This window comes from Kitasatospora sp. NPDC056181 (assembly GCF_042266225.1).
GTDB lineage: Bacteria > Actinomycetota > Actinomycetes > Streptomycetales > Streptomycetaceae > Kitasatospora.
In genome coordinates, this window is the sequence record NZ_JBHJUK010000004.1 from 158,184 (window position 1) to 169,775 (window position 11,592).

Below are 11,592 nucleotides of genomic sequence, written 5' to 3' on the forward strand. Positions count from 1 at the left end.
CCGGCCTCGCCACCGCCCCGGGAAAACCGAAAGGGGCGGAAGTCGAAAACGACTTCCGCCCCTACGAGTTGGAGCGCCGGGCCCGAATTGAACGAACCCCTCCCACTGAAAGTGGGCGTGCTACCGCTGCACCACCGACGCCTGACAGCCCGGGTCTCGATCACTTTCGCGATCTCGTCCTGCTGACGTGGAAGAACTTATCAGCGGATGATCCGGAGGTGAAATCGGCCCTGCCGCCGCGGCCGCTGCCGGCCCGGGACCGGCCCCGCACCTCAGGCGGCGGCGCCCGCCCGGACCCGGCCGGGCGGGCGCCGCGCGCTCACTCCGCCGCCACCGCCGACGGCGTGCCGCCGGTCAGCCTCAGCAGCTCCTCGTACGTCATCGGCACCACGGTGTGCGGGTGTCCGGCCGCGGCCCAGAGCAGCTCGTACCCGGCCAGCGCCGTGTCCACGACGGTGCGCAGCGGGGCCGGGTGGCCGACCGGGGCGACGCCGCCGATGGCCTGGCCGGTGGCCTCGCGGACCTGGGCCGCGGACGCGCGGGTGATCGGGCCGGTGCCCAGCTCCCGGGCCAGGTGGGCCGTGTCGACGCGGTGGGCGCCGCTGGTCATGACCAGCAGGGGCGCGTCGTCGCAGCTGAAGACCAGGCTGTTGGCGATGGCGCCGACCTCGCAGCCGAGCGCGGCGGCGGCCTCCGCGGCGGTGCGGGCGGAGTCGGGCAGGACACGGATCTCACCGGGCAGGCCGGCCGCCGCGAGGGCGTCGGCCACGGCCTGGCTCCGGGTGGGGAGTGCGGGCGTCATACCGACATCCTCTCCTGCCCGTTCGCCGTCGCGCGGCCGGCGGCGCTCAGCACGGCCCGTACGCCGGCGGTGAGGACGGAGGAGTCCCGCCCGACGCCCCAGACCACCTCTCCCCCGACCCGCGCCTCGACGTACGCGACGGCGTCGCTGTCGGGGCCGGTGCGGACGGCGTGCTCGGTGAAGCCGAGGATGTCGACGGCGGTTCCGCCGGCGCGCAGGGCGGCGGTGACGGCGTCCAGCGGGCCGTTGCCCTCGCCCCGGTGCGGGCCGACCTCCGCCCAGTGCCGGCCGTCCTCCTCCCCGGTGCGCCACGCGACCTGCAGCGCGGCGTCCAGGTAGGTGGCGCGGAACAGCACGTACAGCTCGTCGGCGGTCACCTCGCGCCCGCTGTCGTCGGCCGACTCCTGCACCACCCGGGAGAACTCGATCTGGAGGCGGCGCGGCAGGTCGAGCCCGCGCCCGGTCTGCAGCAGGTAGGCGATGCCGCCCTTGCCGGACTGGCTGTTCACCCGGATCACGGCCTCGTAGTCGCGCCCCAGGTCCGCCGGGTCGATCGGCAGGTAGGGGACGGCCCAGGGCGCCTGCGCCGCCGGCACGCCCAGGTCGGCCGCCGTCTTGGCGTGGTGGGCGAACCCCTTCTTGATGGCGTCCTGGTGGGTGCCGGAGAAGGCGGTGTGGACGAGGTCCCCGACGTAGGGGTGGCGCTCGTGGACGGGGAGGCGGTTGCAGTGCTCGACGGTCCGGCGGATCTCGTCGATGTCGGAGAAGTCGATCATCGGGTCGACGCCCTGGGTGTGCAGGTTGAGGGCCAGCGTCACCAGGTCGACGTTGCCGGTCCGCTCGCCGTTGCCGAACAGGCAGCCCTCGACCCGCTGGGCGCCGGCCAGGACGGCGAGTTCGGCGCAGGCGACGCCGGTGCCGCGGTCGTTGTGCGGGTGGACGGAGAGGATCACCGCCTCGCGCCGGGCGAGGTGGCGGTGCATGTACTCGATCTGGTCGGCGTAGACGTTGGGGGTGGCGATCTCGACGGTGGCGGGCAGGTTGTGGATGACCGGGCGGTCGGGGCTCGCGTCCCAGAGCGCGGTGACGCCGTTGCAGACGTCCAGGACGAAGTCCGGCTCGGTCAGGTTGAACACCTCGGGCGAGAACTCGAAGCGCAGGCCGGGGCGGTCGCCGGCCCGCCGGGCCATGTGCCCGGCGGCGGCGGTGACCAGGGCCCGGACCTCGTCCCGGTCGCGGCCGAGGACGACGTCGCGCCAGGCCGGGGCGGTGGCGGTGTAGAGGTGGACGACGACCTTGGGCAGGCCTTCGACGGATTCGAAGGTGCGGTCGATCAGGTCCTCGCGGGCGGCGGTGAAGACGACGACGGTGACGTCCTCGGGGACGGCGCCGGGGGTGGTGGCCAGCCGGCGGACGAAGTCGAAGTCGGTGCGGCTGGCGGAGGGGTAGCCGACCTCGATCTCCTTGAAGCCCATGGCCAGGAAGAGGTCGAACATCCGTTGCTTGCGCGCCGGGTCCATCGGCTCGGCCAGCGCCTGGTTGCCGTCGCGCAGGTCGACGGGGACCCAGAGCGGAGCCTGCTCGATCCGGCGCGAGGGCCAGTCCCGCGGCTCTCCGGCAGGCAGGTGGACCCGCTCGTGGGCGGGCCGGTAGCGGTGGTGCGGCATGGCGCTGCCGCGCTGCGGGTTCCAGGCGGGCGCGGCGGCCGGGACGGGGCCGGCGGGGGTGCGGAGCGTGGGAAATCGCACGGTGAAGGTCCTTCGCGAGGTCGGTACCGGAGGACGAACCGGCAGCACGGCGCCCCGCAGCGGGGTGCCGGTCCGGTCAGACCCCGCTGCGGCCACCAAGAAGGAGACTCCACGGCTTCATGCCGGGTACGGTAGCCGCCGACCAACTCCTCAGACAACCTGTCAGGTGAACGCGATGTCCTCGCTCGGCGGCCCCCTCCGTCCCTCCCCCCTGGTCGACCAGGCCGCCCGGCGGATCGCGGAGCAGATCACCGCCGGGCAGTGGCCGGTCGGCGGCAGACTGCCGGGCGAGGTGGCGCTGGCCCGGGAGTTGGGCGTCGGCCGGTCGACGGTCCGGGAGGCGCTGCGCGCGCTGGTCGGCGCCGGGATGGTGCGCAGCCGCCAGGGCGCGGGCGTCTTCGTGACGGCGGACCGGCCGGGCGGGGACTGGCCGGCACGGCTGCGCAGGGCGGAGCTGGCGCACCTGTACGAGGTTCGGACGATGGTCGAGGTGCAGGCCGCGCGGCTGGCCGCCGTCCGGCGCGGCGAGGCCGACCTGGCCGCGCTGGACCGGGCGCTGACCGCACGCCGGGAGGCCGGCGGGGCGGCGGACGCGGTCTTCGTGGACGCCGACATCGCGCTGCACAGTGCGGTGGTGGCGGCCGCCGGCAACCCCGTGCTGTCCGACCTCTTCGCGGAGTTCGTCCCGGTCCTGAGGGAGCGCCTGGTCGAGCTGGTGGCCCTGCTGGAGCTGCGCAAGGGCGACCCGGGGCACGGCTACGCGGCGCACGCGGAGCTGGTGGAGGCGGTCCGCCGGGGTGATGCGGAGGGCGCCGGGCAGGTGCTGGCGGACGAACTGGAATCGACCCGGGCGCGGTTGCTCGCGGGCTGAGCAGCACCGGCACACACTTCTCACACGATCCCCCCGGACGCCCCCGGGGTGCCCTGCCGACCGCCGCCCATCTGCCCTGATAACGCGTCATTGCAGGTCATCCCGTATGACAACGGTCCTTCGCCCACCAATCATGAACCCGCGAATGACATTGTGTTAAGGCTGTGTGTGCATCCCGTCCAGAGAGCGAACGGGTTTTCACTCCTATTACACGGTATGACTAGTATCGCCTCGTCAAAAGCCCGTGCCCGGACGGTCCGGCCCACCAGGCCGACCGCCTTCCCCTAGGAGTCAGCTCTGCGCGCGCGTGCGAATCGGCGGCCCCCGACGCCGAAGACCCCCCGCAGGCGGCCACGCCTGTCCCTGCGGACGGCACTGCTCGTTCTGGCCGTCGTCCCCGGTGTCGCCCTCGCGGTCCTCTGGGCGGTCACCAGCGGCCAGACCTTCGCGGACTTCAACCGCCAGGCCGACCAGGGCCTGCTGGCCCAGAAGGCCGGGCAGCCGTCCAACATCGTCTACTACAACCTCCAGGAGGAGCGCCGGCTCAGCGCCGAGTCGCTCGCCCGGCCCGGCAGCGTCACCGAGGCACTGCGCCGTCAGCGCCAGGCCACCGACGACGCCGTGCGCCAGTTCCAGGCACTCTCCGGCGAGACCGCCGGCAACGCACCCGCCGAGGTGCGCAGCGCGGTCGCCGAGGCACGGCAGGCCCTGGGCAGACTGGCCGAGCAGCGGTCCGCCGTCGACCGCGGCGCCGTCGACCAGCAGGCCGTGTTCAGCTACTACACCGACCTGATCGCCGTCGACCTGCGGCTGTTCACCGCACTGAGCCACGTGGACAACGGCGAGGTCACCTGGATCTCCAAGACCCTGGTGAACGCCTTCTGGGCCAAGGAGATGCTGGCCCGGGAGGACGCCATCCTGGCCCGCGGCTGGCCGTCCGGGAAGCTCGCCACCGGCGACTTCCAGCAGGTCCAACAGGCCATCGGCGCCCAGGACCACCTCTTCACCGTCCAGGTCGTCCCCTACGTCCCGGCCGACGAGGCCGCGGCCTGGCACGACCTGATGAACAGCCCGGCGTGGCAGGCCAAGTCCGCCGTCGAGCAGTCGCTGACCAGGCCCGTCACCGCGGACACCGGCGGCACCGTCAGGCTGCCGGCCGCCCAGGACCAGTGGCGGCAGGCCGTCGACCAGCTCAACCCGCAGCTGGTGAAGGTCATCGAGACCCGGACCAGCGGCATCGTCGAGGTCGGCAAGGCCTCGTTCCTCTCGCTGCTCACCAGCTTCGCACTGACCACCGTGATCGGCCTGATCGCAGTCGTCGCGGTGATCGTCACCAGCTGGCGGCTGACCCGCTCGCTGCGCCGCCGGATCGAGGAACTGCACACCCAGGCGCAGGAGCTGGAGCGCACCCTGCCCGAGGTCGTCGAGCGCCTCGCCCAGGGCGAGCAGGTCGACGTCGAGGCCGAGACCCGGGCGGTCACCGCGGGCGACCACGGCAACGGCACCGACGAACTGGCCCGCCTCGGCCAGGCGCTCAACATGGCCCGCGCGTCCGCGCTGGCGACCGCCGTCCGGCAGGCCGAGCAGCACCGCGGCTTCGAGCGGCTGCTCCAGCGCATCGCCCGCCGCACCCAGCTGCTGATCGGCCGGCAGCTGAAGAAGCTGGACGAGCTGGAGCGCAAGCACGAGGACCCGGAGGTGCTGGAGGGCCTGTTCGACCTCGACCACCTCACCGCCCGCCTGCGCCGCTACGAGGAGAGCCTCGTCATCCTGGCCGGCGGCCAGCCGCAGCGGCGCTGGCGCAAGCCCGTCCCGCTGCTGGACGTGCTCCGCTCCGCCCAGGGCGAGGTGCAGGACTACCGGCGGATCATGCTGGACGTCGAGGGCCACCCGTGGCTCTCCGAGCGCGCCGTCGGCCCGGTCGCACACGTGCTCGCCGAGCTGATGGAGAACGCGGCGAACTTCTCCAAGCCGCCGACACCGGTCGAGGTGCGGGCCGCCATGGTCGGCCGCGGGCTGGCGGTCGAGATCGAGGACCGCGGGCTCGGCATGGACCCGGCCCAGTACGACGCCGCCAACGAGCTGATGAGCCGTCCGCCCCGGACGGACGTGCTGGCCCGGGCGGACGACATCCGCCTCGGCTTCCACGTGGTGTCCCGGCTGGCCGCCGGCACCGGCCTGCGGATCGAGTTCCGGCCGTCGGCCTTCGGCGGGACACGGGTCGTCGTGCTCGTCCCCGCCGAGCTGGTCATCGACGGCGACGCGGGCCTTCCGGACGCGACCCCGGCCACGCCGATCCCGCTCACCCGGCGCCCCCGCACGACGGTGCCGGCCGTGACGCCCGCCCCGGAGGCGGACGGCGGCGATGCGGCGCCCGGACCGGCCGGCGCCGAGCCGCCGGAGATCCTGCTGGTCCCGCCGGCTGCGGGGGCGGCGCCGGTCGAGGCGTTCGCGCACGTCGAGTACGTCCAGCCGCTGGAGCAGCCGGCGGAGTCCGCGCAGCCGGTCGAGCACGGCTCCCCGACGGACGGCCCGGCGTGCGACACGGCGTACGCCGCCGGGTACGGCGACCGTCCCGCGTACGACACCCCGCCCGACGGGACCCCGGCGTCCGCCCCGGCCGGGCCCGCCCCGGCCCCCGGGTACGACAACCCCGCCTACCCGGACATCGCGTACGCCAAGGTGACCCCCGCCGAGGCCCCGTACGCGGACGAGCAGTACCGGCCGGCCGACCACTACCGGCTGGCCGAGCGGCGGGAGCGGCGCGAGTACACGTCCTCGGTGCCGCTCGGCGAGCCCGGCGGCGGGCAGCCGCCGCTGCCGCAGCGGATCCGCCAGGCCAGCCTGGCCGCCGAGCTGCGCCTCCCGCCGGCCCGGACCGGGCACACGCCCGGCCCGGACGGCCCCGCCCCGGTCGGCGACGCCTCCACCGGGCGCCAGCCCGACGCGGCCGGCCCGTTCCAGCGCCCGGCACGGCGTTCGGGGGCGGCGATCGGCGCCTTCCAGCGGCAGTCCCGCGCGGCGCGCGGCCACGGCCGCGGTCACGACTCCGGCGAGCACCACCTCCCCGACCGGACCACCGACCGGACCCCCGATCGGACGCCCGGCGTCATCCCCGACCGGACCACGGACCGGACCCCCGACCACGGAACCCACCCGGTTCCCCCCACCGGCCCCACCGAACCCGCCGGCCCCCCGACCCCCGCGCCCGCCCCCTCCCCATGGGCACCCCCCGCCGCGGACCCCCGAACCACAAGGACGGATGAGCAGTCATGAACCGTACGATCGCCACCCACCAGGACCTGGACTGGCTACTCGACGGACTCGTCGACTCGGTGCCCGGGACCAGGAACGCCGTCCTGCTCTCCGACGACGGCCTGGTCGTCAGCCACTCCCGCTCCATCGAGCGCGCCGACGCCGAACGCCTGGCCGCCGTCGCCACCGGCCAGCAGAGCCTGGCCCGCGGCGTCGGCCAGCTCTTCGACGGCGGCCCGGTGCACCAGGTCATCGTCGAGCTGTCCGAGGTCTGGCTTTTCGTCATCGCCGCCGCCCAGGGCACCCACCTGGCCGTGGTCGCCTCCCAGGAGGTGGACGCCGAGGTGATGTCGGTGGCCATGCACACCCTGGTGCAGCAGGTCGGCCAGAAACTGACCACCCCGGTCCGCAGCGAGTTCGACGCCTTCGCGGCCAGGAACCGGGGTTGATGCCCCGGTGACCCCGCACTGGAGCGAGCTGCCCGACGAGGACGAGGAGGACGGCTCGGACTCGATGGTGCGCCCGTACACCATCACCCGGGGCCGCACCGCGCCCGAGCGCGACGACCTCACCCTGATCACGGTGCTCACCACCGTCGAGGACGAGGCCCGCACGGCCCTGGCCCGGGGCTCCCGTGCCGGCTCGCGCGGGCTCCAGCCCGAGCACCGGACGATCCTGGACCGCTGCCGGCGCCCGGCCGCCGTCGCCGAGGTGGCGGCCGCGCTGGACCTGCCGGTCTCGGTCACCAAGATCCTCCTGGGCGACCTGGTCTCCCAGGGCCTGCTGCTGGCCCGCGCCCCGCTCTCGGTGGCCCGGGCCGGCGGGGGCGCGGACCTCGGTCTGCTCACGGCCGTACGCGAAGGACTCCGGAGACTCTGAACCATGGCACCGACCGCACCCCTTCCCCCCTCCGCCCCCGACACCGCCGGCACTGCCGACAGGGCCGGCACCACCGGCGCGGCCGACGCCCCCGCCGCCGTGAAGATCCTCATCGCGGGCGGCTTCGGCGTCGGCAAGACCACGCTGGTCGGCTCGGTCAGCGAGATCGCGCCGCTGCGCACCGAGGAGTACCTCACCCGCGCCAGCGTCGGCGTGGACGACCTCGCCGGCGTCGACAGCAAGGACACCACCACCGTCGCCCTGGACTTCGGCCGGATCACCGTCAGCCCCGAGCTGGTGGTCTACCTGTTCGGCACGCCCGGCCAGGAACGCTTCTGGTTCATGTGGAACGACCTGGTGAACGGCGCGCTCGGCGGGATCGTCGTCGCCGACACCCGCCGGCTGGAGACCAGCTTCGCCTCGATCGACTTCTTCGAGAGCCGGGGCATCCCGTTCGTGGTCGCGATCAACTGCTTCCACGGCCGGAACACCCGCACGCCGGACGAGATCCGGGCCGCCCTGGACCTCGACCCGCAGGTGCCGATGCTCCTCGGCGACGTGCGCGACCGCTTCTACGGACGGGACCTCCTGCTGGCCCTCGTCGACCACCTGATGGACCTCGCCGCCGTCCCGCCCGCGCCCGTCGGCTGAGCCCCGTCCTCCCACTCCCCCTGTTTGGAGATCCGTCATGACCCCACCCCTGCGCGTCCTGGTCCACGGCGGCGGGATCGGCGGCCTGACCCTGGCCACCGCCCTCGCCCGGCGGGGCCACCAGGTCGACGTCGCCGAGCTGCGCGACGGGCTGGAGGCGCTCGGCGTCGGCATCATCCAGCCGTCCAACGCCCTCCACGTGATGCGCGAGATCGGCGTGCTGGACGCCTGCCTGGCCGCCGGCTTCGAGTGGGACGTGCTGACCATCTGCGACCCGGCCGGCGCCACCCTCGCGAGGATCCCGCAGCCCCGGATGGGCGACGCGCCCTCCAACAACGGCATCCCGCGGCCCGCCCTGGCCGGGGTGCTCTCCGCCGCCGCCACCGAGGCCGGCGCGTCGCTCCGCTTCTCCGCCACGATCACCGGACTCGACGACGACGGCGAGGGCGTGGACGTCACCCTCTCCGACGGTCACAGCGGCCGCTACGACCTGGTGGTCGGCTTCGACGGCATCGGCTCGCCGCTGCGCCGGCGGCTGTACGGCGACACGTACGCGCCCGAGTACACCGGCTTCGCCAACTGGCGGGTCACGCTGCCGCGCCTGCCCGAGGTGCAGGGCGTGGTGATGTCCGCCGGCAACCTCAGGGCCAAGGCGCTGCTCACTCCGATCACCGACGAACTCATGTACCTGGGCTCGGTGTTCGCCGAGGCCGAGGACTTCCGCCCGGACCGGGAGCACGCCCACGAGCAGCTCGCCGAGCGGCTCGGCGGCTTCGGCGGCCCGATCGCCGAGGCGCTGGCGCAGGTCGCCGACCCGTCCGCGGTGGTCTACTCACGGATCTCCCAGGTCACGGTGGAGAAGCCCTGGCACGTCGGCCGGGTGGTGCTGGCCGGCGACGCCGCGCACGCCTCCACCCCGCACCTTGCCCAGGGCGCGGCGATGGCGGTCGAGGACGCGCTCGTCCTCGCGAAGTCGCTGGACGACGCCGAGGACGTCGCCACCGCGCTGGCCGCCTGGGAGGAGCGCCGCCGGCCGCGTGCGATGTGGGTGCAGGCGCTGTCCCGCGCCGTCCTCAAGCAGGAGACCGGCACCCCGACCACCCCGGAGGAGGACGAGCTGCTGAAGGTCGGCATCCCGGGCGCCGCGCACGTCCTGGTCCAGCCGTACTGACGCCGCACCGCCGCTCCGCCGTCACTCCGACGGCCCTGCGCGGGCTTGTGCCCGCGCAGGGCGGCGGACAGACTTGACGACCGTCCGACAAGTAGCGGGGCCGGCTTGAGGGGTACGGGATGTCGTCGCTGTTCCGGATGCTCGATCTGCACGAGGCCGTGGAACGGGCCCGCCGGCGGCCGGACGGACGCCTCTTCGTCTCCGACTACAACGGCGGCCACCCCTACGTCGCCGACTACCTCGGCGACCTCGCCCACACCCCGCCCTACCGCCTCGGCGACGTCACCCGCTACTCGGCGATCGACGAGGACCATGCGCTGCGTGCCAAGATCGCCCTGCTCCACGAGAGTTACGACGACGAGCCCTGCTCGCCCGGCCAGGTCGTCCCGGCCGGCGGCTCCAGCAGCCTGATCGGCACCTTCTGCACCTGGCTCAGGCTGGCCGGCCACACCCGGGTCCACTACCTCCCGCCCCTCTACTACAAGTTCGCCTACTTCTTCCGGCAGTTCGGCATCGACCCGGTCGCCGTCGCCGAGGACCACGCCCACGAGGCCGGGTTCGAGCCGGGCCTGCCCGACGAGCGGACCGTCCTGCTGCTCACCGACCCCGTCTGGTACACCGGGCGGCGTGTCCCCGCCCAGGTCCTGAAGCGCATCGCCGACTGGCAACTCGCCACCGGCTCACTCGTGTTCGTGGACGGCACCTTCCAGTACCTGCGCTGGGACGGCGGCCGGCGCGAGGAGTCCGCCGCCCTGCCCTCCGGCCTCACCGTGCGGATGGTCTGCCCCACCAAGTACCTGTCCATCCACGGCTACCGCTGCGCACACCTGCTGGTCCCCGAGCCGCTCCGCGAACCGCTCGCCGAACTCCACCTCAACCTGCACGGCGACGTCACCGTGGCCGACCGCCTCTTCGCCCACCGCGCCGCCGACCTGATGCGCGCCGAGGGCAACCACCAGTTGGTCGGCCACATCCGCGCCAACCACCGACGCCTGTCGTCCGGCACGGCATTGACCGCCCAGGCCGCCATCGAGACCGGCTACTTCCTGTTCGCCCGCCCCAGCGCCCCCGCCGACCGCCTGCTCGCCCTGGACGGCCGCTACTTCGAACTCCCCGGCCACCCCGGCTTCGTCCGCATCAACCTGCTCAACGAGGCCGCACTGGACGGGCTGGAGGCGCTCGCGATGTCGTGACGGCGCTCCCAGACCGCCGCCGAGACCCTTGCCAGCAGCCGGGCCGCCGGGTCCGCCTCGTCCTCGCCCGAGGCCAGCGGGCCGGTGTAGCAGACCGCCAGCAGGTACGGCGGGCAGTCCTCGGGGCTCACCAGGCCGACGCTGTGCCGCGCCCCGGGGACCCAGCCGTTCTTGAAGGCGATCCGGGTGCCCGGCGGCAGCCCCGCCGCCAGGTCCACCCGGAAGGCGTTGCGCTCCAGCAGGGCCAGCAGCTCCGGCTCGTCCGCGAGGGACTGGAGGAGACGGACCAGGTCGCGGGCGCTCACCCGATTGTGCACGCCCGCGTCGCGCGCCGCGTAGTCCTCGATCCCGCGCGGGCTGGCGCTGCGGGTCGCGCCCGCCCGCCGCCAGACGTCGGCCACCGCCTCGTGCCCGGCCCGCGCGAGGCAGAGGTTGGTCGCGAGGTTGGAGGAGTGCGTGATCATCCGCTCGGCGAGGGTGCGCAGCGGGGCCGTGCCGCCGAGCAGCGCCCAGGGCTGCGGGTCGCTGTCCCAGCCGGGGTCGTTGGCGAACTCCCCGCCCGCCACCGACTCGAACCGGTTGACCACCGGCACCTCGGCGTCGAGATCCGCCCCACTCCGGTACAGCGCCGCGAGCACGGCCACCTTCATCGTGCTCGCCGCGTCGTGCAGTTCGTCGCCGGCCCGGACGAGGACGGGCTCGCCGCCCCAGGGCGCCACCACCACGGAAACCATGCCCGCCCACGTTCCCGGGCGGAGCTCCGGGCAAACCGGCCGGGCAGGCCCGCCGCCTCCGTACGGCCCCTGTCCACCCCCGGCGCACGGCCCTGGACTTCCGAACTCAACGGACGGGAAAGGCCTTTGCGCACAGAGGGCGGGTTCCATGAGCACTGAGAGACTGGCACTTCCGCACGAGTACCGGGTGGCGCCACAACGTCGACGTGGAGCAGGAGCCGGCCAGGCTGCACGCCCTGCTCGCGGAGCGGCGCGGGGCGGCGCGGGGCGGCGCGGGGCGGCGCGGGG

General features: G+C 74.1%; 10 protein-coding genes and 1 tRNA gene. 7 read left to right on the forward strand and 4 right to left on the reverse strand.

The window, feature by feature from the left end; translation table 11 throughout:
* Positions 1–69 precede the first annotated feature (69 nt).
* The 3 genes from ACFC1F_RS03640 to ACFC1F_RS03650 form a co-directional block, all read right to left on the reverse strand.
* Positions 70–141: transfer RNA gene (locus ACFC1F_RS03640), tRNA-Glu, on the reverse strand.
* Between the two features lie 178 nt (positions 142–319).
* Positions 320–802 (reverse strand): YbaK/EbsC family protein, encoded by a 483-nt coding sequence (locus ACFC1F_RS03645; protein WP_376155388.1) that lies wholly within the window; start codon positions 800–802, stop codon positions 320–322.
* The gene (locus ACFC1F_RS03650) at positions 799–2,469 is read right to left on the reverse strand and encodes a 2-isopropylmalate synthase (RefSeq protein WP_376155412.1); all 1,671 of its coding nucleotides are present in this window, start codon (positions 2,467–2,469) and stop codon (positions 799–801) included. Before ACFC1F_RS03650 ends, ACFC1F_RS03645 begins: the two co-directional genes overlap by 4 nt.
* Before the next feature lie 256 nt (positions 2,470–2,725).
* Here ACFC1F_RS03650 and ACFC1F_RS03655 point away from each other — a divergent pair, with 256 nt between their 5' ends.
* The 7 genes from ACFC1F_RS03655 to ACFC1F_RS03685 all read left to right on the forward strand — a co-directional run bounded on the left by ACFC1F_RS03655 (position 2,726) and on the right by ACFC1F_RS03685 (position 10,570).
* Positions 2,726–3,421 (forward strand): FadR/GntR family transcriptional regulator, encoded by a 696-nt coding sequence (locus ACFC1F_RS03655; protein ID WP_376155413.1) that lies wholly within the window; start codon positions 2,726–2,728, stop codon positions 3,419–3,421.
* Between the two features lie 384 nt (positions 3,422–3,805).
* Positions 3,806–6,697 (forward strand): nitrate- and nitrite sensing domain-containing protein, encoded by a 2,892-nt coding sequence (locus ACFC1F_RS03660; protein WP_376155414.1) that lies wholly within the window; start codon positions 3,806–3,808, stop codon positions 6,695–6,697.
* A complete protein-coding gene (locus tag ACFC1F_RS03665) occupies positions 6,694–7,125 on the forward strand; it encodes a roadblock/LC7 domain-containing protein (protein ID WP_376155390.1) in 432 nt (143 codons plus the stop codon). The genes ACFC1F_RS03660 and ACFC1F_RS03665 overlap by 4 nt, the downstream gene beginning before the upstream one ends.
* A gap of 7 nt (positions 7,126–7,132) precedes the next feature.
* Positions 7,133–7,555 carry a DUF742 domain-containing protein gene (locus ACFC1F_RS03670; protein WP_374105937.1) on the forward strand — a complete coding sequence of 141 codons (423 nt, stop codon included), beginning with the start codon at positions 7,133–7,135 and terminating at the stop codon, positions 7,553–7,555.
* A gap of 3 nt (positions 7,556–7,558) precedes the next feature.
* A complete protein-coding gene (locus ACFC1F_RS03675) occupies positions 7,559–8,206 on the forward strand; it encodes an ATP/GTP-binding protein (protein WP_376155392.1) in 648 nt (215 codons plus the stop codon).
* Positions 8,207–8,243: 37 nt separating this feature from the next.
* Positions 8,244–9,377, forward strand: coding sequence for an FAD-dependent monooxygenase (locus ACFC1F_RS03680; RefSeq protein WP_376155393.1), 1,134 nt, complete (start codon positions 8,244–8,246; stop codon positions 9,375–9,377).
* Positions 9,378–9,496: 119 nt separating this feature from the next.
* Complete coding sequence (locus ACFC1F_RS03685; protein ID WP_376155394.1) at positions 9,497–10,570, forward strand: aminotransferase class I/II-fold pyridoxal phosphate-dependent enzyme; 1,074 nt, start codon at positions 9,497–9,499, stop codon at positions 10,568–10,570.
* Here the strand turns inward: ACFC1F_RS03685 and ACFC1F_RS03690 are convergent.
* The gene (locus ACFC1F_RS03690; RefSeq protein ID WP_376155396.1) at positions 10,477–11,304 is read right to left on the reverse strand and encodes a serine hydrolase; all 828 of its coding nucleotides are present in this window, start codon (positions 11,302–11,304) and stop codon (positions 10,477–10,479) included. The two genes, ACFC1F_RS03685 and ACFC1F_RS03690, sit on opposite strands and share 94 nt — an antisense overlap.
* Positions 11,305–11,592: the final 288 nt, after the last annotated feature.

Bases quoted from the DNA above. Each gene is read 5' to 3' on its own strand.
- ACFC1F_RS03645 (WP_376155388.1), bottom strand. From the start codon at position 802: ATGACGCCCGCACTCCCCACCCGGAGCCAGGCCGTGGCCGACGCCCTC.
- ACFC1F_RS03650 (WP_376155412.1), bottom strand. From the start codon at position 2,469: ATGCCGCACCACCGCTACCGGCCCGCCCACGAGCGGGTCCACCTGCCT.
- ACFC1F_RS03655 (WP_376155413.1), top strand. From the start codon at position 2,726: ATGTCCTCGCTCGGCGGCCCCCTCCGTCCCTCCCCCCTGGTCGACCAG.
- ACFC1F_RS03665 (WP_376155390.1), top strand. From the start codon at position 6,694: ATGAACCGTACGATCGCCACCCACCAGGACCTGGACTGGCTACTCGAC.
- ACFC1F_RS03675 (WP_376155392.1), top strand. From the start codon at position 7,559: ATGGCACCGACCGCACCCCTTCCCCCCTCCGCCCCCGACACCGCCGGC.
- ACFC1F_RS03680 (WP_376155393.1), top strand. From the start codon at position 8,244: ATGACCCCACCCCTGCGCGTCCTGGTCCACGGCGGCGGGATCGGCGGC.
- ACFC1F_RS03685 (WP_376155394.1), top strand. From the start codon at position 9,497: ATGTCGTCGCTGTTCCGGATGCTCGATCTGCACGAGGCCGTGGAACGG.
- ACFC1F_RS03690 (WP_376155396.1), bottom strand. From the start codon at position 11,304: ATGGTTTCCGTGGTGGTGGCGCCCTGGGGCGGCGAGCCCGTCCTCGTC.